Source organism: Streptomyces sp. NPDC026538, assembly GCF_055567535.1.
The window spans coordinates 1,287,243-1,313,143 of record NZ_JBVHQG010000002.1 but is presented as its reverse complement, the minus strand read 5'-3'; the positions used below and the strand labels follow the sequence as shown (position 1 = coordinate 1,313,143).

General features: G+C 71.3%; 19 protein-coding genes. 14 read left to right on the top strand and 5 right to left on the bottom strand.

Going from position 1 to position 25,901, the window contains the following annotated elements:
* Positions 1 to 58: 58 nt before the first annotated feature.
* Positions 59 to 622 (bottom strand): TerD family protein, encoded by a 564-nt coding sequence (locus ACZ4N4_RS12765; RefSeq protein WP_453565736.1) that lies wholly within the window; start codon positions 620 to 622, stop codon positions 59 to 61.
* Positions 623 to 744: 122 nt separating this feature from the next.
* Here ACZ4N4_RS12765 and ACZ4N4_RS12760 point away from each other — a divergent pair, with 122 nt between their 5' ends.
* The 3 genes from ACZ4N4_RS12760 to ACZ4N4_RS12750 all read left to right on the top strand — a co-directional run bounded on the left by ACZ4N4_RS12760 (position 745) and on the right by ACZ4N4_RS12750 (position 3,048).
* The gene (locus ACZ4N4_RS12760) at positions 745 to 1,350 is read left to right on the top strand and encodes a YdbC family protein (protein WP_362579437.1); all 606 of its coding nucleotides are present in this window, start codon (positions 745 to 747) and stop codon (positions 1,348 to 1,350) included.
* A gap of 86 nt (positions 1,351 to 1,436) precedes the next feature.
* Positions 1,437 to 2,096, top strand: coding sequence for a histidine phosphatase family protein (locus ACZ4N4_RS12755; protein WP_453565738.1), 660 nt, complete (start codon positions 1,437 to 1,439; stop codon positions 2,094 to 2,096).
* 10 nt (positions 2,097 to 2,106) lie between these two features.
* Complete coding sequence (locus tag ACZ4N4_RS12750) at positions 2,107 to 3,048, top strand: ADP-ribosylglycohydrolase family protein (protein WP_467587521.1); 942 nt, start codon at positions 2,107 to 2,109, stop codon at positions 3,046 to 3,048.
* 516 nt (positions 3,049 to 3,564) lie between these two features.
* On the opposite strand, the gene ACZ4N4_RS12745 is transcribed toward ACZ4N4_RS12750, so the two are convergent.
* The gene (locus tag ACZ4N4_RS12745; RefSeq protein WP_467587518.1) at positions 3,565 to 5,112 is read right to left on the bottom strand and encodes an MFS transporter; all 1,548 of its coding nucleotides are present in this window, start codon (positions 5,110 to 5,112) and stop codon (positions 3,565 to 3,567) included.
* Between the two features lie 193 nt (positions 5,113 to 5,305).
* On the opposite strand from ACZ4N4_RS12745, the gene ACZ4N4_RS12740 reads away from it, so the two are divergent.
* The 3 genes from ACZ4N4_RS12740 (at position 5,306) to ACZ4N4_RS12730 (ending at position 7,408) form a co-directional block, all read left to right on the top strand.
* Complete coding sequence (locus tag ACZ4N4_RS12740; protein WP_467587515.1) at positions 5,306 to 5,929, top strand: TetR/AcrR family transcriptional regulator; 624 nt, start codon at positions 5,306 to 5,308, stop codon at positions 5,927 to 5,929.
* Positions 5,930 to 6,011: 82 nt separating this feature from the next.
* The gene (locus ACZ4N4_RS12735) at positions 6,012 to 6,713 is read left to right on the top strand and encodes a ribonuclease HII (RefSeq protein WP_467587512.1); all 702 of its coding nucleotides are present in this window, start codon (positions 6,012 to 6,014) and stop codon (positions 6,711 to 6,713) included.
* 68 nt (positions 6,714 to 6,781) lie between these two features.
* Positions 6,782 to 7,408: a hypothetical protein gene (locus ACZ4N4_RS12730; protein WP_467587509.1), complete on the top strand. Its 627-nt coding sequence runs from the start codon at positions 6,782 to 6,784 to the stop codon at positions 7,406 to 7,408.
* Positions 7,409 to 7,713: 305 nt separating this feature from the next.
* On the opposite strand, the gene ACZ4N4_RS12725 is transcribed toward ACZ4N4_RS12730, so the two are convergent.
* On the bottom strand, positions 7,714 to 8,334 hold the full coding sequence (locus ACZ4N4_RS12725) for a hypothetical protein (RefSeq protein WP_450767047.1): 621 nt from the start codon (positions 8,332 to 8,334) through the stop codon (positions 7,714 to 7,716).
* A 285-nt stretch (positions 8,335 to 8,619) separates the two neighbouring features.
* Positions 8,620 to 10,785: a RecQ family ATP-dependent DNA helicase gene (locus tag ACZ4N4_RS12720; RefSeq protein WP_467587506.1), complete on the bottom strand. Its 2,166-nt coding sequence runs from the start codon at positions 10,783 to 10,785 to the stop codon at positions 8,620 to 8,622.
* A gap of 128 nt (positions 10,786 to 10,913) precedes the next feature.
* Between ACZ4N4_RS12720 and ACZ4N4_RS12715 the strand changes: the two genes are divergently transcribed.
* The 7 genes from ACZ4N4_RS12715 to ACZ4N4_RS12685 all read left to right on the top strand — a co-directional run bounded on the left by ACZ4N4_RS12715 (position 10,914) and on the right by ACZ4N4_RS12685 (position 22,733).
* Positions 10,914 to 12,413 carry a DUF4192 domain-containing protein gene (locus tag ACZ4N4_RS12715; protein WP_467587503.1) on the top strand — a complete coding sequence of 500 codons (1,500 nt, stop codon included), beginning with the start codon at positions 10,914 to 10,916 and terminating at the stop codon, positions 12,411 to 12,413.
* A 557-nt stretch (positions 12,414 to 12,970) separates the two neighbouring features.
* Positions 12,971 to 14,887 carry a glycogen debranching N-terminal domain-containing protein gene (locus tag ACZ4N4_RS12710; RefSeq protein ID WP_467587722.1) on the top strand — a complete coding sequence of 639 codons (1,917 nt, stop codon included), beginning with the start codon at positions 12,971 to 12,973 and terminating at the stop codon, positions 14,885 to 14,887.
* Between the two features lie 165 nt (positions 14,888 to 15,052).
* Positions 15,053 to 15,811, top strand: coding sequence for an NUDIX hydrolase (locus ACZ4N4_RS12705; protein ID WP_360488650.1), 759 nt, complete (start codon positions 15,053 to 15,055; stop codon positions 15,809 to 15,811).
* Positions 15,812 to 15,891: 80 nt separating this feature from the next.
* A complete protein-coding gene (locus ACZ4N4_RS12700; RefSeq protein ID WP_467587500.1) occupies positions 15,892 to 18,618 on the top strand; it encodes an ABC transporter ATP-binding protein in 2,727 nt (908 codons plus the stop codon).
* Between the two features lie 162 nt (positions 18,619 to 18,780).
* Positions 18,781 to 19,668 carry a FadR/GntR family transcriptional regulator gene (locus ACZ4N4_RS12695; RefSeq protein WP_467587497.1) on the top strand — a complete coding sequence of 296 codons (888 nt, stop codon included), beginning with the start codon at positions 18,781 to 18,783 and terminating at the stop codon, positions 19,666 to 19,668.
* 520 nt (positions 19,669 to 20,188) lie between these two features.
* Entirely contained in the window at positions 20,189 to 21,745 is a 1,557-nt protein-coding gene (locus ACZ4N4_RS12690; protein ID WP_453565769.1) for an RNA polymerase sigma factor, read from the top strand.
* Between the two features lie 121 nt (positions 21,746 to 21,866).
* The gene (locus tag ACZ4N4_RS12685) at positions 21,867 to 22,733 is read left to right on the top strand and encodes a serine protease (RefSeq protein ID WP_467587494.1); all 867 of its coding nucleotides are present in this window, start codon (positions 21,867 to 21,869) and stop codon (positions 22,731 to 22,733) included.
* Between the two features lie 99 nt (positions 22,734 to 22,832).
* On the opposite strand, the gene ACZ4N4_RS12680 is transcribed toward ACZ4N4_RS12685, so the two are convergent.
* Complete coding sequence (locus ACZ4N4_RS12680) at positions 22,833 to 23,063, bottom strand: DUF7455 domain-containing protein (protein WP_351326738.1); 231 nt, start codon at positions 23,061 to 23,063, stop codon at positions 22,833 to 22,835.
* 442 nt (positions 23,064 to 23,505) lie between these two features.
* Between ACZ4N4_RS12680 and ACZ4N4_RS12675 the strand changes: the two genes are divergently transcribed.
* Positions 23,506 to 25,629, top strand: a complete 2,124-nt coding sequence (locus tag ACZ4N4_RS12675; RefSeq protein ID WP_467587492.1) for a DNA gyrase/topoisomerase IV subunit B — start codon at positions 23,506 to 23,508, stop codon at positions 25,627 to 25,629.
* Positions 25,630 to 25,901: the final 272 nt, after the last annotated feature.

The window sequence follows — 25,901 nt, the reverse complement described above, 5'->3', positions numbered from 1 at the left end:
AAGTAAGGGGCGTCGGCCACGGCCGACGCCCCTTACCGCTGCTCCTGGTTGCTCGCCGTCACGGCCGGCCGAGGCCGCCCATCGCACGGGTGAAGACCACGGGGTCGTCCTCGAAGCCGTGCAAGCCGGGCCGGAAACTCCAGTCACCGGACCCGTCGCGCACGAACTCCGCGACCGCGGCCGCGGTCGCCCCGAGGACCGAGCCGAAGTCGTCCTCGGCCAGCACGTTGTAGCCCTCCCGGACGCGCACCTCCGGGTTCAAGACGTTCACGAACGTCCGGTGCGCTGACCGCTGTTGGATGACGACGCCCACCACCACGCGCGTGTACCGGCCGTCGAGTCGGTCGAGTTCGAGCTTCATCACCTCGTCCCAGCCGAAGCCCTTGCCGTCCTGGCTGTCGCGGTTGAGGAAGATCGTGCCATCGGGCGAGCGGCTGTCGAAGTGCACCAGATAGGCCGCGGTCCCGTACGGGTCGCCCGCCGTGTAGGTACCGGCGATGATGTCGAGATCCGTGGGCGGCTGCCCGGCCGGGCTGGGATCCCACTTGAGCGCGACCTCGACCTTGCTCATCGCCTTGCTGAAACCGCTCATCACGCGTCCCCTTCCCCCCTTGAGGTCCACTGCCCCAACTGATGGGCTGCCAAGGCTCTTTGTCCATCGTGCCACGCGCGCGGGGGCGCATGCGCGGGTGATCTCCGCCGGAGCGTGACCGACGCCACGTCCCATGGCCTTACGATGGCGCGGTGCTGGTCAAGTGGATTCGCTGCACCGTGGTGGACCGCCGCGGGTTCGAGCGGGGGCAGCGGAAATGGGCGGGGCTTCTGGGGGAGCCGGGATTTCGCGGACAGGGCGGGGGCTGGAGTCGGCAGCGAGCCGGAGTGGCGCACACCTTCGCCTTCTGGGAGAGCCGTGCCTTCTACGACTCCTTCATGGCGCGCTCGCACGACCGTCTGGCCGCGTCCCAGTCCGGCACGTACAAGGACCAGCAGGTCAAGTTGTTCGAGTACCGGTTCGATGTGAAGACCGGCTTCGAACCGCGGTTCACGGACTCCGACCTGGTCCGGGTGGCCCTCTGCCGGGTGCACGAGGAGCGGGTCGAGCACTTCACGCTGATGCAGGAGAAGGTCTGGAACCCGGCGATGGCCGGCTCGCCCGGCATGATCCGCGGCATGTTCGCGGAGGCCCCGGCGCACGAGTTCATGATCCTCTCGATGTGGCGGTCGGCTGCGGAACACGGCAAGTACCGCACCGAGCGGGTGGAGCGTCTGGCGCTGCGCGCCCAGACGGAGGCCGACATCGCGGCCCTCACGGGCGACATCGTGGAGCTCGAACCGAGCTGGATCGTTTGAATCTCCAACCCCTGATTTGTGTGACCTATGCTGTATGGAGCCCATCCGAGTGCTCGATTTCCCGCCACTCGATCTAGGGTTTTGGCATGGCACGACCACGGCGCATCGTCCTTGTCCGGCACGGCGAGTCAACCGGCAATGTCGACGACTCCGTGTACGAGCGGGCACCCGACCACTCACTGGCCCTGACCGAGCGGGGCTGGCGGCAGGCCGAGGAGACCGGAAAACGCATCCGGGAGATCTTCGGCCAGGAGCCCGTCAGCGTGTACGTCTCCCCGTACCGCCGTACGCACGAGACCCTGCGAGCCTTCCATCTCGATCCGGACCTCATACGCGTACGCGAGGAGCCCCGGCTGCGTGAGCAGGACTGGGGGAACTGGCAGGACCGCGACGACGTACGGCTGCAGAAGACGTACCGGGACGCGTACGGACACTTCTTCTTCCGCTTCCCCCAGGGCGAGTCCGGGGCCGACGTGTACGACCGGGTCGGCGGCTTCCTGGAGAGCCTGTTCCGCAGCTTCGAGGCGCCGGACCATCCGCCCAACGTGCTCCTGGTGACCCACGGCCTGGCGATGCGGCTGTTCTGCATGCGCTGGTTCCACTGGACGGTCGCGGAGTTCGAGTCGCTGTCCAACCCCGGGAACGCCGAGATGCGGATGCTCGTTCTCGGGGACGACGGCAAGTACACGCTCGACCGGCCGTTCGGCCGCTGGCGGGACCCGGAGTCCCACTGGATGAGCGGCTAGGCTGGCCGAGATGACCGTTTCCTCCGACACTCCGAACGCCGGGCGCCTGGACCGCGCCCTGGCCAGCCTGCGCGGACTCGCCACCGGCGACGCGCTGGGCTCACAGTTCTTCGTTCCGGTGAACTACCCGCTGCTGCAGCGGCGCGAGCTGCCGCCGGGCCCCTGGCAGTGGACCGACGACACGGAGATGGCCTGTTCCGTCGTCGCCGTACTCGCCGCTCACCACCGCATCGACCAGGACGCGCTGGCCCACTCGTTCGCCGCGCACCACGACTTCGACCGGGGCTACGGCCCCGCCGTCAACCGGCTGCTCCGCCTTGTCAGGGAAGGTGGCGAGTGGCGCGAACTGGCTGCCGCACTCTTCAACGGGCGGGGCTCGTGGGGCAACGGCGCGGCGATGCGGATCGCGCCACTGGGCGCCTGGTACGCGGACGATCCGGAGCAGGCCACCCACCAGGCCGAGATCTCGGCCTACCCCACGCACCAGCACCGCGAGGCGGTGGTCGGGGCCATGGCGGTCGCCGCCGCAGCGGCACTGGCGGCGGCGCCCGGCGGCCCGCCGAGTCCCGAGGCGCTCCTCGACGGGGTCGTCGCGCTCGTCCCCAGGAGCGCCGTCGGCCAGGGCCTGCGGCGCGCCCGCGACATGCTCGACTACGACGACGAGGGCACCGTGGCGGCCGTCCTGGGCTGCGGACGGCGTACGAGCGCCCACGACACCGTCCCCTTCGCCCTCTGGTCGGCGGCACGTGCCCTCGGCGACTACGAGACGGCCTTCTGGGCGACCGCCCAGGTGGGCGGCGATGTGGACACCACCTGCGCCATCGTCGGCGGCGTGCTCGCGGCCGGAGCGGCGGGAGCACCCCCGGCCGCATGGACGGAGCGGACGGAGCCGCTGCCGGAGTGGGTGCCGACGGGGACGGGGACCACGGTCGGCGGCAGACCGTCGGCGTAGGAAGGCCGCGGTCGGCGGTTGGCTGTCGGCGTAGGAAGGGCGGCGGTCGGCGGTTGGCTGCCGGCGTACGAAGGTCGCTGTCGGTGGGTGGCCGTCGGGATGCGAAGACTGTCCGGTCGGGGCATTCGTGGTCGGTGGGGGCCTCGGGCCTGCAGGTTGCGGGGCGCGGTGGCCCGGCCGACTCGGCGGCGCGGCGGCCTTGTTTGTTCCCGGAACAGTGGTGGGCCCCATGCCCTGGGGTTGCCGGCTCCGGGCACGCCCGAAACTCTGCGTGGTCGACGGGAACTCTCCGTGACCATCGGGCGTTTTCCCGGCAACCGCTCCCCGCTCCGTCCGGGTGCGGACGGCGAAGAAGGCGGCGGAGTCGGGGGGACGGTGTTGGGGGTGTGGATCGGAGTCTCTGTTCCGGTGGTGATCGCGGTTCTGTCGGTGGTGCGGATGGCCGGACCTCTGCCTCTGCCGTCTGTCCCACGGCGGCGGTCCGGCCATCCGCGGCTTCGCGCGGATCCGGTGGGGTCAGCCCAGCCCGGGGCCGGCCGTGCCTGCGAGGGCTTCGAGGTCGCTCTTGCGGACCTTGATCACCAGCCAGGCGGTGAGCAGGCCGAGCGCGGCCATGACGGCGGCGGGGACGAACGCGGTCGAGATCCCGTGCGCAAGCACCTCGTGTGCCCAGGGCGCGGGCAGCTGGTGGGACTTGGCGAACTCCGCCTTCTGCTCCGGCGAGCCGCCGGCGAGGAACTTCGGCAGCTGCTTCTTCGCCTCGTCCTTGCTGGCCGAGCCGAAGACCGTGGTCAGGATCGACAGGCCCAGCGAACCGCCCACCTGCTGCATGGCGTTCAGCAGGCCGGAGGCCGCTCCGGCCTCATGCTGGGCGACTCCGGAGACCGCGGTGACGGTCGCGGTCACGAAGTTCAGGCCCATGCCGAAGCCGAAGATGAGCATGGGCCCGAGGATCCCGCCGAGATACGAGCTGTCGGGCTTGATGAACGTCTGCCAGGTGAGGCCGACGACCACGAGGGCGGAGCCGGTCATCATGAACGGCTTCGGGCCGAGGGCGGGCAGGAACCGCTGCGAGAGTCCGGCGCCGACGGCGATCGCCACCGTCACCGGCAGGAAGGCCAGACCGGCCCGGATCGGGCTGTAGCCCAGCACGTTCTGCACGAACAGCACGATGTAGAAGAACATCCCGAACATCGCCGCGGCCAGGCTCAGCATGATCACGTACGTGCCGGAGCGGTTGCGGTCGGCGAACATCCGCAGGGGGGTGATGGGCTCCTTCGCCCGGGTCTCGATGAAGACGAAGGCCAGCAGGAGCACCACCGCGGCACCGAAGGAGCCGAGGGTCAGAGTGTCGTGCCAGCCCTCCTCCGAAGCCCGGATGAAGCCGTACACCAGGGAGACCATGCCCAGTGTGGAGGCCAGCGCGCCCGCGATGTCGAACCGCCCGGGATGCCGGTCGGACTCGTTGATGTACTGCGGGGTGAGAGCGACGATCAGCAGTCCGATCGGCACATTGACGAAGAACACCCAGCGCCAGTCGAGCCAGTCGGTGAGCATGCCGCCGGCCAGCAGACCGATGGCGCCACCGCCCGCGGAGACGGCGGCGAACACGCCGAACGCCCGGTTGCGTTCGGGGCCTTCCGGGAAGGTGGTGGTGATCAGCGCCAGCGAGGTCGGCGACGCGATCGCACCACCCATGCCCTGGAGGGCGCGGGCGGCCAGCAGCTGCCAGGGTTCCTGGGCGAGACCGCCGAGGAGCGAGGCGAAGGTGAACAGCAGGATGCCGGTCATGAACACCCGGCGCCGGCCGAGGATGTCACCGGCTCGCGCACCGAGCAGGAGCAGACCCCCGAAGGTGAGCGTGTAGGCGCTGACCACCCAGGTGAGGTCCGTGGTGCTGAACTTGAGGGCGTCTTGAATGTGCGGGAGCGCGATGTTCACAATCGTCGCGTCAAGTACGACCATGAGCTGGCAGGCGGCAATCACGGCGAGCGCGATGCCGGGGCGCCCCTGCCGGCGGGCCGCACCGGGTTTCTGTTCGGATATCAGCTGAGAGGTTGTCACTATGGGTCCCCCACGAAGGTGTTAGTGAACGCCCGCGTTCACTGTCGCGACAACGGTAGTGAGTCCTCGGTAGAGAACGCAAGCGTTCACTTAACTGCGCGTCGCGTGCCGCGTCCCCCTTTGCCGTCGCGTGCCGCGCATCGTCCCCCCGCTCCGGAATCCCGCTTCCCCTCGCTCGCTGGAGAAACTCAAGATGGTTACCTCGCCCTGGACTGCCGCTCCTGCTCAGGCGGCCTCCCCCCGTCGGCGCGGTGCGGTCCTCGAACGCGCGATCCTGGACGCTGCCTTGGAGCAGCTCAGCACGGTCGGCTGGAACGGCCTCACCATGGAGGGTGTCGCCGCCGGTGCGCAGACCGGAAAGGCCGCGGTGTACCGGCGCTGGTCCTCGAAGGAGGAATTGGTCGCCGACGCCTTGCAGGCGGGTCTGCCACGTTTGGAGGAGGCCCCCGACCTCGGAAGTGTGCGCGAAGACCTGCTGGCCCTGTGCCGGCAGGCCCGGGACGCGATGTTCTCGCGCCCCGGCTTCGCCTTGCGGTCGGTGATTCACGAATGCGATCCGACGCAGGTCGAGCGGTTCCATGGGGTGATCTTCGACGGCGTCGTGGGGCCGACCACCAGGCTGATCGGTGACATCGTCGCCCGCGGCATAGAGCGGGGGGAGGTGCGCGCCGATGCGGCCAACGACTATGTGCTCGACGCCATTCCGGCGATGATGATGTACCGCAACAAGATTTCTGGAAGCGAATGGAGCGACCAGGAGGTCGAGCGGATGATCGACCAGTACATGCTTCCGCTGCTGCTGTCGCGCGGCGTCTGACCCGGCGCTCCCGCGGCCCGCGGGCCGGTAGGGGAAGCCGGGGTGTCGCTCGGGGATCGGCGCGGCGTACCCTGAGTGCGCCATGCCGTACGAACCACCTACTCACACCGTCGAGCGCTCCCTCCGCGCCACGACCGGAGCGAAGGTCATTGCCGGTGTCGACGAAGTGGGGCGCGGTGCCTGGGCCGGGCCCGTCACCGTCTGTGCCGCGGTCACCGGTCTTCGCCGACCACCCGAGGGCCTCACCGACTCCAAGCTGCTGACCGTCAAGCGCCGTACGGAACTTGCCGAGGTGCTGCGGACATGGGTCACGGCCTACGCCCTGGGCCATGCCTCGCCGGAGGAGATCGACAGTCTCGGGATGACGGCCGCGCTGCGGCTGGCCGCCGTCCGCGCCCTGGAGGCCCTCCCGGTCCGTCCCGACGCGGTCATCCTCGACGGGAAGCACAACTACCTCGGTACCCCGTGGCAGGTGCGCACGGTCATCAAGGGTGACCGATCGTGTGTGGCCGTCGCGGCGGCCTCGGTGATCGCCAAAGTTCAGCGCGACAAAATGATGGCCGAACTGGGTATCGACCATGCAGACTTCGGATTTGCGGACAACGCCGGGTATCCGTCGCCCGTGCACAAGGCCGCACTGGAGGACCGGGGCCCCACCCCGTACCACCGGTTGTCGTGGGCGTATCTTGATGCGCTGCCCCAGTGGCAGCACCTCAAGAAGGTCCGCAGCTGGGCGGAGGGAAGCGTTCCGGAGATCGAGGGTCAGCTCGGCTTCGACTTCTGACGTTCCTGTCGCACTGTTGTGCCACCCAGTTCACGTGACCTGCACCAACGTTTGATAGATATCAGCTCATGCCTCTCATTCCCGAGGAGCCTCAGATTCACGAGAGTGCCCAGGGTCCCCGCGCCACTCCGGCCAGTGGCCGTATCGCGCCGACCCCTCGTCCCGTACCCGGCCCCCGCCCCGCGGCTCCGTCGCGTCCCGGTCGTCCCGGCCCTGTGCGGCCGACGCCGCCGGTACAGCGCGCGCCGCGTGACATGGCCAAGCCAGGCCCGTCCGGCCCGGCCGTTCCCGCCGCGGCAGCGGCGGCCCCGCAGATCCAGCTGATCCCGGCATCGGTCGAGAGCGCTCTCGACTCCGCCGAGGAGGCAGTGGACCTGCTTCTCGACTCGGGCCGTGCCCCCGGTGACGTGCTGGTGATCACCACCGGCGCGCAGCATCCGTGGGCCGACCACGAGCTGACCTTCGGTGAAGCCTCCTACTGGGCGCAGCACGACGCTGGCGACGACGTCTTCTACACGGACGCGGCCGTCGCCTCCCGTGCCGCGACCCGCCCTGTGGTCGTCGTCGCCGTCAACGGCGGTTCCGACGCGGTCGCCGCCACGGTCCTGCCGCTGGCTCTCTCCCGGGCAGGTGCGCTGCTGATCGTCTGTGGCGACCCGCAGCGGATCAACTCGGTGCTGGGCGCCGGCGTCTGAGCGACCTCCGGCGCCTCTGGGACTCCGGAGGTACCGAAGGAGTTGTGGCGACGGACTCGCACGGTGGTGCCTTCGGCATGCCCGGAAGCGGGCGAGGGGCACCGGCCGTCGGGGCGCGGTCGTTCGACGGACGGAGGATCCGGAGCGCGGGTACCGGGCCGGATCTGTCGAGTGACCAAACCAGGCCACGTCCGCCACGGGCCGGAGTGGGGTGAGCGAGCCCGCTGAGCACGCCGTACGGCATGTTTCAGGGGGGCGTGCCCGGCGGCGGGTGCTCGGCCGGTGCCCCCGCGCGGGGGTCGGCTTCAGCGGGCGGCCGCGCGGCGCAGTACCTCGGAGGCGGCGCCTCCGGTGCGCGGTGGCAGGGGCGCGGACTCGGACAGGGCGAAGGGTTCGGGAGGCGAGTCGGCGTTCGGGCGCCGCCCGCCGCGACCCTCACCGAGTACCTGCCAGCCGTCGTGGGTCAGCGTGATGTACGACCCGCAGCGCAGCCCGTGCAGGGTGCAGGCGTCCCGCAGCCCCCACATCCAGGCACCGTCCTCCTCCGTCCAACGCGCGTCCCCCTCGCGGCAGTAGAGCAGTACGGCGGTCCGCACCGGGGTGCGGCGGCGCAGGTCGTGTGGGATGACCCGGCGCAACTGCGCCAGTAGCGCGTTGCGGAACATCCAGCCGTCGGCCTGCGCCGAGCGCCGGGTGAACGAGGCGCTGGCGCACAACCGTTCCTCCGGGTCGAGGACGGCCACGATCGCCGTCGTCGGCCTGGGACGGTGCCGGGCGTGCAGCCCGCTGACCACCTCACGAGGATTGCGCAGCAGCGGTATGCCGGCGTCGGCCCACTCCGCGGGCTCGAGCAGGCGGCTGGCGGAAACGGCGGACGCGGACGTCGACAACGATGCTGCCGAGGACGGAGCGAATCCGAAGGTCACGTTCCTCCCTTCGGCTACGCGCCCACACAGCGGGCGAGATTGGATTCGGGGGAGCGCGCACCGCAGTAAGGCCCAACCGGATCACGGACGAGCCGTGCGGGGAGCGGACTTCAATTCTTCCTGTCGAACTTGATTGCGGCAACGAGCAAATGGGGCCACCGACTGTTATCTGGTGGTGCGTGGCTTATATCCCTACCCACCGAGGCACCGGAGGACTCCGGGACGTTCGAGTACGACACGTGCGAACGCCGCATCCGGTGCCGTATTCGAACAGCACCGGGTCGATCAGCCCTGTACGGCCAGGACCAGCGGCAACACCCCGCGCGCCCCGGACCTCCGCAACATGCGCGCCGCGACCGCCAGCGTCCAGCCGGTCTCGGTGAAGTCGTCCACCAGCAGGACCGGACCCTCGGCCGCGGCGAGTGCGGCGGACAGGGCGGGTGGCACGGTCAGCGCGCCGTCGAGGGTCTTCAGACGCTGGGCACTGTTGCTGCGCGAGACGTGTGCCGCCTCTCCCGCGTACTCCACGGAACCCAGCAGAGGCAGTCTGCCGATCTCCGCGATGCGGGCGCCCAGGGAGTCGATCAGCCGGGGCCGGGAGCGCGAGGCGACGGTGACGACACCCACCGGGCGGGGCTGCGCGTCGGCCGCCCCAGGGGCCCATCCACCGGGGCCCTTCGCCCAGTCGGCCAGTACGTCCACCACCGCGCGGGCGACATCGTCCGGCACGGCCGTGTCCGGGGCCTGGGGTGCGAGCAGCGGCCGTAGCCGGTTGCCCCAGCCGATGTCCGACAGCCGCCCCAGGGCTCGCCCCGCGGCGGCCTGTTCACCGGCCGGAATGCGTCCCTTGAGATCGATGCCGATGGCCGGCAGGCCGGTCGGCCACATCCTCCGGGGCTCCACCTCGACGCCCGCGCGGCCGAGGTCGACCCGTGCGGCGTCCACTGCGGCTGTGGAGGTGTCCGCCGTGAACCGCGGCCGTGCGCAGTTGTCGCAGCGGCCGCAGGGCTTCGCGCCCTCGTCGTCGAGCTGGCGCTGCAGGAACTCCATCCGGCAGTCCGTCATGGCCGCGTACTCGCGCATCGCCTGCTGTTCGGCCGCCCGCTGCCGTGCCACCCAGTCGTACCGCTCCGCGTCGTACGTCCACGGCTGCCCGGTCGCGATCCAGCCGCCCTTGACCCGCTTGACCGCGCCGTCCACGTCGAGGACCTTCAGCATGGTCTCCAGCCGGGAGCGGCGCAGTTCCACCAGCGGCTCCAGCGCGGGCAGCGACATGGGGCCGCCGGCCCGGGAGAGTACGTCCAGGGTGCGGCGCACCAGCTCCTCCGAGGGGAAGGCGAGCGAGGCGAAGTAGTCCCAGATCGCCTCGTCCTCCCGGCCCGGCAGCAGCAGTACCTCGGCGTGCTCGACACCGCGCCCCGCGCGGCCCACCTGCTGGTAGTAGGCGATGGGGGAGGAGGGCGAGCCCAGGTGCACCACGAACCCGAGGTCGGGTTTGTCGAAGCCCATGCCGAGGGCCGAGGTGGCGATCAGTGCCTTGACCCGGCTGCCGATCAGGTCGTCCTCGGCCTGCTGCCGGTCGGCGTTCTCCGTCTTCCCCGTGTACGACGCCACGGTGTGCCCGCGCTGCCGCAGGAACGCGGTGACCTCCTCGGCGGCGGCCACGGTGAGTGTGTAGACGATGCCGGAGCCCGGCAGCTCGTCCAGGTGATCCGCGAGCCACGCCATCCGGTGCGCGGCGTCCGGCAGCCGCAGCACACCCAGGCTCAGGCTCTCCCGGTCCAGCGGACCGCGCAGCACCAGTGCGTCCGAGCCGCCACCGGTGCCCAGTTGCTCGGCCACATCGGCGGTCACGCGCGCGTTGGCCGTGGCGGTGGTCGCCAGCACCGGCACACCGGGTGGCAGTTCGGCGAGCATGGTGCGCAGCCGCCGGTAGTCCGGCCGGAAGTCATGGCCCCAGTCGGAGATGCAGTGGGCCTCGTCCACCACGAGCAGTCCGGTCGCCGCGGCGAGCTTGGGCAGCACCTCGTCGCGGAAGTCTGGGTTGTTGAGGCGCTCCGGGGACACCAGGAGGACGTCGACCTCGCCGGCCGCGATCTCCGCCTGGATCGCCTGCCAGTCCTCGGTGTTGGAGGAGTTGATGGTGCGGGCGTGGATACCGGCCCGGGCCGCCGCGCCCACCTGGTTGCGCATGAGCGCGAGCAGCGGGGAGACGATGACCGTCGGGCCGCTGCCCGCGGCCCGCAGCAGCGAGGTCGCCACGAAGTACACCGCGGACTTGCCCCAGCCGGTGCGCTGGACGACCAGGGCCCGGCGCCGGTCGGCGACCAGCGCCTCGATCGCCCGCCACTGGTCCTCGCGCAGCCGTGCCGTACCCGTGTCGTCGCCGACGAGACGGGCGAGGACGGCGTCCGCCCGCGTCCGGAGTTCCGCGTTGCTCGTGTGCTCCATGCGTCCATACAACAGGACGGGACCGACAGCCGGGCGGTCTGTGGACGAGCGCGGCGGCTTTGACGTGTCCCTGATTTGACTTGTCCACAGGAAAACCGGAATTCCGAGATCCGCGAGATCGTCGGCGCATGACGAATCACAGCGAAACCACCGGACCCTCCGAAAACGGCGACATCACGGGAGGTGTGCAACCCCTCGGCCATCCCGCCCACGACACCCAGATCACGCTGCGTACCCCGGCCGAACTGGCCGACGCGCTGCCCTACCTGCTCGGGTACCGCCCCGAGGACAGCATGGTGCTGGTGGCCCTGCACGACCGGGGCGGCCGTGGCCGGTTCGGCGGGCGGGCCCGGCTCGGCATCCCCGCGAACAAGGACGACTGGGAATCGGCCGCACGCCAGCTGGCCCAGGGCCTGACGGCGGGCAGCGAACGCCGTGGAACCCGCCCCGAGCAGATGGTCGCCTACGTCTGCCAGGAACCGTCGCCCGGCGAAACGGGCCGGGACGTCATGCGCCGGCTCGCCCCGCTCGCCCAATTGCTGCGCACCGAGTGCGGCCGCCTCGACGTGCCGGTGATCGAGGCGCTGTGCGTCTCGGGGGGCCGCTTCTGGTCGTACTGCTGCCCGGCGGACGAGTGCTGCCCTCCGGACGGCGCCCCCATGGGCCTGCCCGGCACCTCGGTGCTCGCGGCCGCCGCCACCTACGCCGGGATCCAGGTGCGCGGCACTCTGCGCGAGCTGCGGGCCAGGCTGCAGCCCTGGGAGTCCGGCGCCGCGCCGGAACAGGAGGGCGCCCTGGACCGCGCCGGAATGGCCCTGGTGCCCCGCATCCTCCACGATGCCTCCCGCGCGGAGGTGGCCGAGGAGACGCTCGCCCTCGCCGAGCAGCTCATGAGCCGGTACGCCGCGGCCGTCCCGGTGTCCGGCGTCCACCAGGCGGACCTCCGCGACGACGCTCTGCTCGCGCACGGCGAGGCCGCCCGGCTGATCCTCGGACTGCAGGACCGCACCACCCGCGACCGGGCGGCAGCCTGGATGGAGGGTGACGAGGCCGGACCCGCCCTGCGCCTGTGGCGAGCCCTGGCCCGCCGCTGTGTCGGCCCCTACGGCGAACACGCCGCCGCTCCCTTGACGCTGGCCGGCTGGGTCGCCTGGTCGACCGGCGACGACCTGGAGGCGCGGGAGGCCCTGGCGATGGCGCTGGGCGCGGACCCCGAGTACCTCTTCGCCCGCCTCCTGCACCAGGCCTGCAACGAGGGCCTGGACCCGGAGTCGATCCGCCGCTGCCTGCGCACGGAACGCGCGGGGCGCGAGTCGGCCGACGGCCCGGAGGCTGGCGGCGACAATGCTCCGGCCGACCCGGGCACCGACCACGAGCCGACCGCCGCCTCCGAGACCCGACGTCGCCGCCGTCCGCGCGCCGAAGACAGTTCCGACCCGCGGCGGCCACGGCCGGAGGGCGCCCGTCCGCGACCGGCGGGCGCAGTTCACACCCGGACCCGCCCCGGGTCGTCCAGGCCGGGCGACGGCACGCGCACCCGCGCGGCGGGGAAGACCGACACCCGAGGCGGCCGGGCCGCCCGGGAGGACTCAGGCACCCGGAAGGGCCGTGTCGAGGGGGACGAATGAACGGGGGCCGGCCAGGGACGGCACACGGACGGGCGTGGGCCGGTGCTGTCCGCCGCCGGACACGGAACCTCATCGGACCGGGGCGGTTCCGCGACTGCCCGCCCGTCGGCCGGCGCCGTGTCGGCCTGTCGGCCCTGGGCGTCCGAAGGCATGGGCCGAGCGGCCCGCGCGGAGTCCCCTCGCACTGTCGCCCGATCGGGTTCGGCGGGCGGGGGCGTGACCACGAGGAGCCCTCCTCCGTTCACCTGAGTGGCGGAACGCCTGGACGGGTCGTGCCGCCGCCCGTCCTCTGTCCCTCCGGAGTCCTCCGTCCGGCGCCCAGCACGTCCCGGGCGCACAGAGCGCAGAAGGAGCCTCCCGTGCATCAGCCGACTCCGACCTTCACCGCCGACGGCAACCGCCGACTCCGGGACGGCCCCCCACCTTGGCTGTCGCGGGCGGAAGGCCCGTCGGGGCAGCCCCGCGACCGCACGACACGGGCCACGCCCCCACGATCGACCCCAGGTCCGCAGAGCCCGGGGCACGTCGGCGGGCTGCCGCCCACGCACACCGCGTTGATCTGCGTCGCGCTGCCCGGCCTCGCCGTCTCCACGGAGCAGGGCCAGTTGACCGGCCGCGGCCTGGAAGGGTTCTACCGGGCGGGTCGGCGGCTGCTCGCACGCTGCCAGGTCCGTGTCGCCGGCCGCGAACCGCTCCCCGTGCAGGCGCGGATGGCGGGTGCGGACTCCACACGCTTCGTGGGTACCCTGCGGACTTCCCCGGGGGCCGGCCCGGATCCGGACGTCGTCGTGGAACGAATCCGTCACGCCGAGGGCACCGAGCGCATCACCCTGCACAGCTCCGCGCGCCACCCCCTGCGTCTGGCGCTGGAGGTGGCCCTCGGCACCGACCTCGCGGAGCTGAGCGCCATCGCCTCCGGCAGCCCCGGCCCCGAACTCCCGGCCAGTGTCCACGACTCCGGCCTGCGCTGGACCACCCCCACCGGCAACTCGTCGGTCACGGCGGACCCGCCACCCACCGACGCACTGGCCTCCGCGGGACTGCTGCGCTGGGAGTTCGAACTGCCCCCGGGCGGAACGGCGAGTGTGGAACTGCGGGTGCGCCCGGACGGCACGGGTCACCCGCGCGCCGTGGGACGCGCGGCCACGAGCCCCCTGGCGCCCGCCAGGGCCGCGGGTGACGATCCGAGAGCCGCGGCGCTGTTCAGGACCAGCATCGAGGATCTCCAGGCGCTGCTGCTCCGTGACCCGGCACACCCCTCCGACACCTACCTCGGGGCCGGGGCGCCCTGGCGCTGCGGCCTGGCCCCGGCCGAGGCGCTCGCCGCGGCCCGGATGACCCTTCCTCTCGGCACCCGCCTCGCCGCCGGCACCCTGCGCACCCTCGCCCGCACCCAATTGCGCGGTCCGGGTCCGCAGGCCGGTATGGTCCCCGGGCCGCGCCGGGATGCCGGAGCACATCTGCCGCCGGGCTGCACGGGCACGGAGGCCACCCTGCTCTTCCCCGTGCTGCTGGCGGAGGCCCGCCGCTGGGGGCTCCCGGACCAGGAGACGCGGGAACTGCTGCCCGCGGCCGAGCGCTGCCTGACCTGGCTGCGCACCACGGTGGGCGACCACACCTACCTCTGCGACCCACAGCCCGGCGGACCCGCGCGCAGCGAGACCCAGGCCCATGCCCACCGAGCCGCGCTGCTCGGCGCCGAGCTCCTCGACGCGTACGACCGGCCGGGCGGCGCCGGACTGCGGCAGTGGGCGGGGGAGCTGAGGAAGTCGTTCCAAGCGGACTTCTGGACCGAGGACAGAAGCGGCGGCCGTCCGGCGGCGGCGCTGACCCCGGACGGCCGCCCCCTGACCCACCTGGGCTCAGCCGCCGTCCACCTGCTCGACACCGGCCTGCTCGGCGCCGGCAGACCGGCCGACGGCCTGCTCGACAAGGTGCAGACCGAGCAGCTCGCCCGGTTGCTCGGCGGTCCGGCCATGGACTCGGGATGGGGGTTGCGCGGACTCGGGGCCAAGGAAGCGGGACACAATCCGTTCGGCCACCGGGCCGGGGCCGTCCGGGTCCAGGAGACGGCACTCGCCGTCGCCGGGCTGGCCGCCGCGGGCTACGAGAAGGAGGCGGGCGGCCTGCTGCGTGGCCTGCTGGCGGCGGCCGAGCACTTCGGCCACCGGCTGCCCGAGATGTTCGCCGGTGAGCAGCGCACCGACGGGAGCGCCCCCCTTCCGCACCCCGCGGCCTGCCGTCCGGCGGCCACGGCCGCCGCCTCCGGGGTGCTGCTCCTCACCACCCTCGCCGGCATCCGCCCCGACGCCCCGGCCGGGACCGTCACCCTCCGGCCCGTGCACAGCGCGCCCCTGGGTGAACTCGGCCTGACCGGCCTGCGGGTGGCCGGCGCGCCTTTCTCGGTACGGGTCAGCCGACTCGGCCTGGCCATGGTCGAGGAGGCCGCGGACGACCTGCAGTTGGGGGCATGACCCCAGGCAATCGTGCGAGACGTGACCGGCGCGACGAACGGGCGGGCGGCCGTCGGACGCGTGCCGGAACGAACTACGGGGTGCATACCTGAGCGAAGTGGATCAGCCGTCGAAGCGAGCGACGAAGGGAGTGTTTATCGTCAGGCAGACGACTATGATCACCGCATGCCCTACGACCCGTCAGCCTTTCCGCCCTTCGCCGTCACCGTGGACCTGGTCGTGCTGACTGTGCGCCGCCACGCCCTGTGCGCGCTGGCGGTACGCAGAGGCGAGCAGCCGTTCCAGGGGCGCTGGGCGCTGCCGGGCGGCTTCGTACGGGCAGACGAGGATCTCTCGCAGGCGGCGGCGCGGGAACTCGCGGAGGAGACCGGGCTGCGCGCTCACGACCCCGATGCCCCCGCCCAGGACGGCGGGGCCCACCTGGAGCAGCTGGCGACCTACGGCGACCCCAAGCGCGACCCCCGGATGCGCGTGGTCAGCGTCGCCCACCTCGCCCTCGCCCCCGACCTCCCCGCTCCGCGCGCGGGCGGCGACGCCAGCAACGCGCGGTGGGCGCCGGTCGAGGAACTGCTCGCGCAGGGCGGCTATGGCCGGGACGGCGAGACGGTTGCACCGCTCGCCTTCGACCATGCCCAGATTCTGTCCGACGGGGTGGAGCGCGCCCGCTCCAAGATCGAATACTCGTCCCTGGCCACCGCGTTCTGCACACCCGAGTTCACGGTCGGTGAGCTGCGCAGGGTCTACGAGGCGGTGTGGGGCGTGGCGCTCGACCCGCGCAACTTCCACCGCAAGGTGACCGGCACCCCCGGTTTCCTCGTCCCCACCGGCGGTACGACCACCCGTCAGGGCGGCCGTCCGGCTCAGCTCTTCCGTGCCGGCGGCGCGACTCTGCTCAACCCTCCGATGCTGCGACCGGAGGTCTGACCGTCCGACAGCGCGAACCCTGTCGCGGTTAAACCCTTCTATACCCGGAAAAACGGTCATTCCGCGCTATCTTCCCTAAGGTGATCGAGGCCTTCGGACTGACCAGCAATCCCCGCAAGGCGCACCCGCCCGCCGTCGACGACGTGACCTTCGAAGCGCGCGCGGGCCGCGTCACCGCACTCCTGGGCGACGCAGGCGCGGGCAAGACCACGGCGCTCAGACTGATGCTCGAACTCCAACAGGGCCGTGGACTCACCTACTTCAGGGGTCGCCCCTTGCATCGGATCGCCCACCCCTCGCGTGAGGTCGGCGTCCTCCTCGGTGACGTTCCCGGTCACCCGGCCCGCTCCGTACGCGGGCATCTGCGCATGCTGTGCGCGGCGACCGGAGTACCGGTCCGGCGCGCCGACGAAGTACTCGAAGCGGTCGGGCTCGTCAGTCTGCGCGAGGAGCGCCTGGGCACGCTCTCGCGCGGCGTGGACCGACGACTGGGCCTGGCCTGCGCCCTGCTCCCCGACCCGCACACCCTTGTCCTGGACGAACCCACGCACGGTCTCTCCACCCGTGAGGGCCACTGGCTGCACCGCATGCTCCGGGCGCACGCCGCACGGGGAGGCACGGTCCTGTTCGCCACCTCCGACCCCAAGGAGGCCGCCCGTGCCGCCGACCGGGTGGTCACCCTGGAGGCCGGCAGGCTTGTCGCGGACCAGGAGGCCACCGACTTCGCCCGAACCCGGCTGCGCCCCCGCGTGGCCGTCCGCAGCCCCCACGCCGCCCGGCTCGCCGCCCTCCTCACCAAAGAGGCCCGCACGGACCACCGCTCGGTGGAGGTCGTCAGCGAAGGCGGCAACCGCCTGTCGGTGTACGGCAGCACGACGGCCGAGGTCGGCGAGGCGGCGTTCCGCCACGGCATCCTCGTCCACCAACTCGCGGACGAGGTCGGCGACATGGGGGCGGGAGCCGGATCGGAGCCGGTCACGGACGCCGCACCGGAGGCCGTACGACGGCAGCGGGGCGACAGCGAACCGGCCGCGGCGGAGGAACACCGGACGGTCGGCGGGGCGCCGACCACCGACCGGCGGGACACGCCCGGTGCCGACAGCCGTCAGGACACGAGCGGTTCTCCGGTCACCCCGCAGCCTCGGATGTCGGCCGGATCGAAGTCGGTGAGTCAGTCCCGCGCCGCCGGTCAGGAGCAGGGCCCGGATCTGCCCGCGAACACAGCGGGGCACACGGGCGCAGCTGAGCAGCTGCCCGAATCCAGCGGGGCGTCCGCGCACGCGGAACAGTCAGGCCGCGCCGTCGTCACCGAGACCCCGACCGTGGCGCTCTCGGCCCGGTCGACAGGCGCCACGGCGGCTGCCCGGCCGTCGTCGGCCGACACCGCGTCCTCGTCGGCTGTGGCCCCGGCCGCATCGTCCGAGCCGCCGATCCACGCCCCAGCCCCGGACCCCATGTCCGCCACCGTCCCCGCCCAGCCACCCTCCACTGCCGATCCCGCCCAGCCGTCCGCCGCCGCGTCCACCCACCCACCGGTCGACGCCGCCTCGGCTCACTCGTCGACCGCCACCCCTGCCCAGCCGTCGGCCGCGGCCTCCTCCGCTCACCCGCCAGCGGTCACCGCATCCGGCCGGCCAGCCGTCGGTGCCGCCTCCGGGCGTTCCTCGACCACTGCCGCCGCTGCCCAGGCGTCCACCACCGCGTCCGCCCCGCCGCAGGCCTCCGCCGCATCCCCCCAGTCGTCACCGCGTCCCGTTCCGGACGATCCCTTCGCCCGCTCAGCCTCCTCGCAGTCGCCGGCCCCCACCGTGTCCGGCGTAGCTCCGACCACGCAGCCGCCCGTCAAACAGCCACAGCCCGGCGAAGCCTCGACCGCCAAGCTCTCCGCCAGGCTGCCGCGGCGGAAGTCGCAGACCAGCGAACCTTCGGCAGCGGGTGGCGACCCCATCCCCCTTCCGGCCGGGTCCGCGCGACGGGCTCACGCCGTCGCTCCGGACGACTCGTCGCCGCTCCCACCCGCCATCGCAGTCCGCTCCGCCCCCAGCCCCCTCCGTCCGCTGCGCTACGAGCTCCGCCGAGCCGCCGGGATCGGTACCGGCTTTGTCACCTGCGGTGTTGTCCTGGTGGTGTCCGCCCTCACCACCGTCCTGCTCGCCCGGCTCGGGCACACCCCGCAGGCCCGGCTGTTCGCCGCCTGGCCGCGGGAGCTGCCGCTGCCCCCTGCGGCGCTCGGCGCGGGGCTGCTCGGGGCGCTGGCCTTCGGGGACGAGTTCCGCCACCCCGCACTGGCGGCGGACCGCGGCACCGTGCCTCGCCGACTGGGGCTGCTCACCGCGAAACTGGCGGTCTCCGGAGCCACCGCCGTATTGCTCTCGTTCCTCACCCTGGGCTGCGACGCCGAGATGCTCTATGTCGTCTACGGCCGGGAACTCGCGAAGGTTCCCGCCGAGTGGCTTCCGATGACCGCGAGTTGGTTCGGACTGATCGTCGGCTGTGCCTGGGCCGGTGTGCTGGCGGCGGGCGTCTTCCGGTCCACCACGGCCGGTCTCGCCGCGGTGCTCGCCGTGCCCGTACTCGTCGTGCCCGTCGTGCACAAGGCGCTGCAGGGGTCTGGTGTGCGGATGGCCGCCGGACTCCCGATGCGGATGCGGGAGATGTTGCTGCTGCAGTGGCCCTTCGGGGGCGAGCGCTATCTGGTCGCGGCAGCCCGGGTGCTGGCCCAACCCGTGGGCGGGGCAATGGCGTTGTCGCTGGCCACGCTGCTCTGCGCGTACCTGTTCACCACCTTCCGGGCCAGGCTCCGATAACCACGGACCGGGCGCTTCCGATCCTCCCGTGTGCACAACTCCCCGCAGAAAGGCCATTTCTTTCCGATAAGGCGTCAATTGCGATGGGGTGAGCGATCACCCTTTCGTGTGCTTTTCACCAAAGACCTCAAGGGAGTTGGAGACAGCGCCGACAAAGGATCCGTGAGTACCCTTGCGCACACCATGATGACCGCCGCCCGCTCCGCAGACTCTGGTCTGGTCGGCCCGGGCGAACTCGACCGCTACCCGTACGTGGATGCCCCGGCCACCGATCGTGTCGGGGCACCTTCCTGGGAGGGCCCGGACCCCGAGCTGGGCCGGGTGGGACGGCGTGCCGCGGGCAGCCGCGGCCGCGGACTGCACGGTCAACTCGTCCAACAGCTGGGTCAGATGATCGTCTCGGGTGACCTGGGCGCGGACCGCCCGCTGGTGCCCGAGGAGATCGGCCAGCGATTCGAGGTCTCCCGCACCGTCGTCCGTGAGTCCCTCCGGGTCCTGGAGGCCAAGGGCCTGGTCAGTGCCCGCCCGAACGTCGGCACGCGCGTGCGTCCCGTCAGTGACTGGAACCTCCTGGACCCCGACATCATCGAGTGGCGGGCCTTCGGGCCGCAGCGCGACGACCAGCGCCGCGAGCTCAGCGAGCTGCGCTGGACGATCGAGCCACTCGCCGCGCGGCTCGCGGCCGGGCACGGGCGGGAGGACGTCCAGCAGCGCCTGTCCGACATGGTCGAGATCATGAGCCACGCGATGGCGCAGGGTGACGCGCTGACGTTCTCGCGCGCGGACGCCGAGTTCCACTCGATGCTCATCCAGATCGCGGGCAACCGCATGCTGGAGCACCTCTCCGGCATCGTGTCGTCGGCCCTCCACGTCTCCGGCGGTCCGGTCACCGGCTGTGAGCGGCCGAACGAGACGTCCCTGGCCCAGCACGCGCGGATCGTCGACGCGCTCGGCACGGGCGACGGCACGGCGGCCGAGTCGGCCATGCGTCAGCTGCTCACCGTCCACCCCGAGGTCGAGCGCGTGGTTCCCGCCCCGCGTGAGCACTGACCCGCGTCGATAGCGGTGCGCCAGGTCGGTTCCGCGCTCTGGGAGCGCCACCGGCCCTGGACCCCGCTTCCGCCGGACCTCGCCGGATCCCTCAGGGCTCCGGCGAGGTCCGGCGGCGGGACGGACACGCGGCGGTCGTATGACGGACACGGCAACGGTCGAGCGACAGACACCGCACCGGTCGAGCGGTGTATGCCAGGCTCGGTGGCGGCCGTACGGCGCATGCGTCGGCGTCCGAACCGCCCGGAGAGATCAGCGGCGACAACCTCTGCCCATATCTGACCGTTTTTGGGCGCTTACGGGGTGTGACTCGGGCCACGTAGATTGGGCGTAACGCTCTTGCGAACAACGCGATGACCTAAGAGGTGACAGCCGCGGAGGGAATACGGACGCCATTCATGGCGCTGTGTATCTTCCCGGCCCCCGCCCGCGCCGTCGGCCCATCCCCAAGCCGGCGGTCGGCTCCAGTCCGTCCAGGACGGGGCCGGAAGCCGTTTTCCAACGTTCCGAGAGGTTGTTCGTGTCGGCCAGCACATCCCGTACGCTCCCGCCGGAGATCGCCGAGTCCGTCTCTGTCATGGCTCTCATTGAGCGGGGAAAGGCTGAGGGGCAGATCGCCGGCGACGATGTGCGTCGGGCCTTCGAAGCTGACCAGATTCCGGCCACTCAGTGGAAGAACGTACTGCGCAGCCTCAACCAGATCCTTGAGGAAGAGGGTGTGACGCTGATGGTCAGTGCCGCGGAGCCCAAGCGCACCCGAAAGAGCGTCGCAGCGAAGAGTCCGGCCAAGCGCACCGCCACCAAGACGGTCGCAGCGAAGACGGTGACCACCAGGAAGGCCACCGCCACGGCCGCCCCTGCCGTGTCCCCCTCCGTAGCCGACGATCCGGCCGAGGAGGCGGGGTCCGTGAAGAAGGCCGCCGCCGCCAAGAAGGCCGCCCCCACCGCCAAGAAGGCCGTCGCCAAGAAGACCGCGACCGCCGCGAAGAAGGCGGTGCCGGCGAAGAAGACCGCCGCCAAGAAGGACGACGTCGAGATTCTCGAGGAAGAGGTCCTCGAAGAGGCCAAGGCGGGCGCCGAGGAGCCCGAGGGCACCGAGAGCGCGGGCTTCGTCCTGTCCGACGAGGACGAGGACGACGCGCCGGCGCAGCAGGTCGCCGCGGCCGGTGCCACCGCCGACCCGGTCAAGGACTACCTCAAGCAGATCGGCAAGGTCCCGCTGCTCAACGCCGAGCAGGAGGTCGAGCTCGCCAAGCGCATCGAGGCCGGTCTGTTCGCCGAGGACAAGCTGGCCAACGCCGACAAGCTCGCCCCGAAGCTCAAGCGCGAGCTGGAGATCATCGCCGAGGACGGGCGCCGCGCCAAGAACCACCTCCTGGAGGCCAACCTCCGTCTGGTGGTCTCCCTGGCCAAGCGCTACACCGGCCGCGGCATGCTCTTCCTGGACCTCATCCAGGAGGGCAACCTCGGTCTGATCCGCGCGGTCGAGAAGTTCGACTACACCAAGGGCTACAAGTTCTCCACGTACGCCACCTGGTGGATCCGTCAGGCGATCACCCGCGCCATGGCCGACCAGGCCCGCACCATCCGTATCCCGGTGCACATGGTCGAGGTCATCAACAAGCTCGCGCGCGTGCAGCGCCAGATGCTCCAGGACCTGGGCCGCGAGCCCACCCCGGAGGAGCTGGCCAAGGAACTCGACATGACCCCCGAGAAGGTCATCGAGGTCCAGAAGTACGGCCGCGAGCCCATCTCCCTGCACACCCCCCTGGGTGAGGACGGCGACAGCGAGTTCGGTGACCTCATCGAGGACTCCGAGGCCGTCGTTCCCGCCGACGCGGTGAGCTTCACGCTCCTCCAGGAGCAACTGCACTCGGTCCTCGACACGCTCTCCGAGCGTGAGGCGGGCGTCGTCTCGATGCGCTTCGGCCTCACCGACGGTCAGCCGAAGACCCTCGACGAGATCGGCAAGGTCTACGGCGTCACGCGCGAGCGCATCCGTCAGATCGAGTCCAAGACCATGTCGAAGCTGCGCCACCCCTCGCGTTCGCAGGTGCTGCGCGACTACCTCGACTAGGTCGCGGTCGTACGACGTCGAAGGCCCGGCTCCCCTGTGGGGGACCGGGCCTTCGGGCTGCGGGTCGCGGTGCGCTGGATGACTCTGGGTGTCCTGGTACCACCCAGAGTGAGGAGCGTGCATGCGCCGTCCCTTTGCCCCGGTCCTGATCCGACCGCTGATCCTGGCGGCCGTCACCGCCGTGATACCGCTGGCCGGCCCGCCCCCGGCAGTCGCCGACAGCGTTGTCGTCGGCGGGTTCCCCGTCGACGTCTCGCAGACTCCCTGGACGGTCGCGCTGTCCAGCCGTGACCGGTTCGGAGGTACGCGGGCCGGCCAGTTCTGCGGTGGGGTGGCAATCGGCCGGACCACGGTGCTGACCGCGGCCCACTGCCTGGCCGACGAGGTGATCGGGGGGCCCGCCGAGCGGGTGCGCGACCTCAAGGTCATCGCGGGCCGCACGGATCTTCTCTCGACGCAGGGCCAGGAGATCCCGGTGACCGTCGCACGGGTCAATCCGCGCTACGACCCCGATGCGAACACCGGCGACTTCGCCGTCCTCACCCTCGCGCAGCCCCTGCCGGCCGGTGCCGTCGTCAAGATGGCCGCCGCAGGCGACGCCGCCTACCGGGCCGGCACCGGTGCCCTGGTCTCCGGATGGGGCGACATCACGGGTGGCGGCGACTACGCGCGCCGGCTGTACGCGGCGCAGGTCCATGTGCTGCCCGACCAGGCGTGCGAGCGGGCTTATCCCGGCGGCGCCGACGGCACCTACCGGGCGGATTCCATGGTGTGCGCGGGGGAGACCTCGGGCGGACCCGACGCCTGTCAGGGGGACAGCGGGGGACCGCTGGTGGCGCAGGGGCGGCTCATCGGACTCGTGTCGTGGGGCAGCGGCTGCGGCCGCCCGGGGAGTCCCGGTGTCTACACGCGCGTCTCCGAGGTCGTGCGGGCCCTCGGGCCGGACGGTGGCTTCAGCCGCTCAGGAAGGCCTCACAAGCCCTCCTGAGGGCTGCTGTGGGCACATGACGACGGGCGGTCGCTCCCGAGGGAGCGGCCGCCCGTTCACCGGTCTGGGCCGGAGCTGGCTCGTCGTGTGTGCGAGAGGTCAGCGCTCATCTTCGGAGGCGGTGTTCGGAACGGACGTCAGCCGCTCCGTCTCGTCCTGTATCTCAGCGGCGATCTTCTTGAGTTCCGGCTCGAACTTGCGTCCGTGGTGGGCGCAGAAGAGCAGTTCTCCGCCGCTGAGCAGCACGACGCGCAGGTATGCCTGGGCGCCGCAGCGGTCGCAGCGATCGGCGGCCGTCAGGTGGCTCGCGGGGGTCAGAACAGTAGTCACGTCGCCTCTTCTCTAGCTCGACGAGCTGTCGTACCAGGGTCAACATCCAACCAGCCCGAAAACGTTCCCGCTCGGGGCTTCTCCTCGAAAAAAATCTTTCGAGGTGGCCGTCTGCTGCCGGTTGGCGGCGAATGTGCCGTATTGCGTCGTCTTAAGTGCTTACGGGTTCGCGCGGTTTCATCGGTCTCATCCTCCCGGCCGGGTTGCCGGTTGTTTGTGAGGACGTGCCCGGAGCCTAAATGGTTCATGCCTCGAAGGGAACGTGATATGTACTTCACTCCAACGAGGGATCGAACACGCATGCGACCGTGGACTAGGGTGAGTTCACGACGAGGGTGGCGTTACAACGGCTCTACCAGGCCTCGGTACCCTCTGAACGGCGACCGAAGCCGGCCCCTTACCCAAAAGGGGCTCCACTGAAATTCAGCGAGGAGCGAACCGCGTGACCGCCGATACGTCCGTGCCGTCCACAGCGCTGCTGGCAGGAGCAGACCGGGACGGTTCCAACTACACCGCGCGGCACCTGCTCGTCCTCGAGGGCCTCGAGGCAGTGCGCAAGCGCCCCGGTATGTACATCGGATCGACCGACAGTCGCGGTCTGATGCACTGTCTGTGGGAGATCATCGACAACTCCGTGGACGAAGCCCTGGGCGGCTACGGCGACCACATCGAGGTCATCCTCCACGACGACGGCTCCGTCGAGGTCCGGGACAACGGCCGCGGCATCCCCGTGGACGTCGAGCCCAAGACCGGCCTGTCCGGTGTCGAGGTCGTGATGACCAAGCTGCACGCCGGCGGCAAGTTCGGCGGCGGCTCCTACGCGGCCTCCGGCGGCCTGCACGGCGTCGGTGCCTCGGTGGTCAACGCGCTCTCCGCGCGGCTCGACGTCGAGGTGGACCGCGGCGGCCATGTGCACGCGATCAGCTTCCGCCGCGGTGTCCCCGGCGTCTTCGCAGGTGACGGCCCGGACGCGAAGTTCGAGGCCAAGAGCGGGCTGCGCAAGACCAAGAAGATCCCCAGGACCCGCAGCGGCACCCGGGTGCGTTACTGGGCCGACCGCCAGATCTTCCTCAAGGACGCCAAGCTCACCCTGGAGACCCTCCACCAGCGGGCCCGCCAGACCGCGTTCCTGGTGCCCGGACTGACCATCGTCGTCCGTGACGAGTACGGTCTCGGCGCCGACGGCAGCAAGGGCGAGGAGTCCTTCCGCTTCGACGGCGGCATCAGCGAGTTCTGCGAGTACCTGGCCACCGACAGGCCGGTCTGCGATGTCCTCCGTTTCTCCGGACAGGGCACCTTCAAGGAGACCGTCCCGGTCCTGGACGACCACGGTCAGATGACCCCCACCGAGGTCACCCGCGAACTCGGTGTCGACGTGGCGCTGCGCTGGGGCACCGGTTACGACACGACCATGAGGTCGTTCGTCAACATCATCGCCACGCCCAAGGGCGGCACCCACATGGCCGGCTTCGAGCAGGCCGTCCGCGAGACCCTCAACGAGGTGCTGCGCGCCAAGAAGCTGCTGCGTGTCGCCGAGGACGACATCGTCAAGGACGACGCCCTGGAGGGCCTCACCGCCGTCGTCACCGTCCGTCTCGCCGAACCGCAGTTCGAGGGCCAGACCAAGGAGGTCCTCGGCACCTCGGCGGCCCGCCGGATCGTGAACAACGTGGTCACCAAGGAACTGAAGGCGTTCCTCACCTCCACCAAGCGGGACTCGGCGGCCCAGGCCCGGGTGGTCCTGGAGAAGGTGGTCGCCGCCGCGCGGACCCGCATCGCCGCCCGTCAGCACAAGGACGCGCAGCGCCGGAAGACCGCCCTGGAGTCCTCGTCCCTGCCGGCCAAGCTCGCCGACTGCCGCAGCGACGACGTCGAGCGCAGCGAGCTCTTCATCGTCGAGGGAGACTCCGCGCTCGGTACGGCGAAGCTGGCCCGGAACTCGGAGTTCCAGGCGCTGCTGCCGATCCGGGGCAAGATCCTCAACGTGCAGCGGTCCTCGGTGACGGACATGCTCAAGAACGCCGAGTGCGGCGCGATCATCCAGGTCATAGGGGCGGGCTCCGGCCGCACCTTCGACATCGACGCGGCCCGCTACGGCAAGATCATCATGATGACCGACGCCGATGTCGACGGCTCCCACATCCGCTGCCTGCTGCTGACGCTGTTCCAGCGCTACATGCGGCCCATGGTCGAGGCCGGCCGGGTCTTCGCCGCGGTGCCGCCGCTGCACCGCGTCGAGATCGTCCAGCCCAAGAAGGGGCAGGACAAGTACGTGTACACGTACTCGGACCGTGAGCTGCGCGACAAGCTCATGGAGTTCCAGAGCAAGGGCATCCGGTACAAGGACTCCATCCAGCGCTACAAGGGTCTCGGCGAGATGGACGCCGACCAGCTGGCCGAGACGACCATGGACCCGCGCCACCGCACCCTGCGCCGGATCAACCTCTCCGACCTCGAAGCGGCGGAGCAGGTCTTCGACCTGCTGATGGGCAACGACGTGGCTCCCCGAAAGGAGTTCATCTCCGGCTCGGCGGCGACGCTGGACCGCTCGCGGATCGACGCGTAGCCGCTGCGCTGGGTCTTGGCCGACGGGGCGCTGAGCTGGTCGCCGGTGAAGACGGGGCGGTGCGCTGGTCGCCGGTGAAGGTGGGCGGCGGTGAAGGCAGTGGTGGTGAAACACGCCCGCCTTGCACCGCGCGCCCGCCTTGCACCGCGCGCCCGCCATCTGCCGTGCGCCCGCCACCTGTCGCGTGCCCGCCAAATGCGCGGCGCGCCCCCATCCGCACGGCCCCACCCGCGGGCGCCTCCACCCGGGGGTGGAGAGATCCCGCTCGTCGG

What these genes read in the sequence shown, in the direction of transcription:
- ACZ4N4_RS12755 (WP_453565738.1), top strand. Translation starts at nt 1,437, where the DNA reads ATGGCACGACCACGGCGCATCGTCCTTGTCCGGCACGGCGAGTCAACC.
- ACZ4N4_RS12750 (WP_467587521.1), top strand. Translation starts at nt 2,107, where the DNA reads ATGACCGTTTCCTCCGACACTCCGAACGCCGGGCGCCTGGACCGCGCC.
- ACZ4N4_RS12740 (WP_467587515.1), top strand. Translation starts at nt 5,306, where the DNA reads ATGGTTACCTCGCCCTGGACTGCCGCTCCTGCTCAGGCGGCCTCCCCC.
- ACZ4N4_RS12735 (WP_467587512.1), top strand. Translation starts at nt 6,012, where the DNA reads ATGCCGTACGAACCACCTACTCACACCGTCGAGCGCTCCCTCCGCGCC.
- ACZ4N4_RS12730 (WP_467587509.1), top strand. Translation starts at nt 6,782, where the DNA reads ATGCCTCTCATTCCCGAGGAGCCTCAGATTCACGAGAGTGCCCAGGGT.
- ACZ4N4_RS12720 (WP_467587506.1), bottom strand. Translation starts at nt 10,785, where the DNA reads ATGGAGCACACGAGCAACGCGGAACTCCGGACGCGGGCGGACGCCGTC.
- ACZ4N4_RS12715 (WP_467587503.1), top strand. Translation starts at nt 10,914, where the DNA reads ATGACGAATCACAGCGAAACCACCGGACCCTCCGAAAACGGCGACATC.
- ACZ4N4_RS12705 (WP_360488650.1), top strand. Translation starts at nt 15,053, where the DNA reads ATGCCCTACGACCCGTCAGCCTTTCCGCCCTTCGCCGTCACCGTGGAC.
- ACZ4N4_RS12685 (WP_467587494.1), top strand. Translation starts at nt 21,867, where the DNA reads ATGCGCCGTCCCTTTGCCCCGGTCCTGATCCGACCGCTGATCCTGGCG.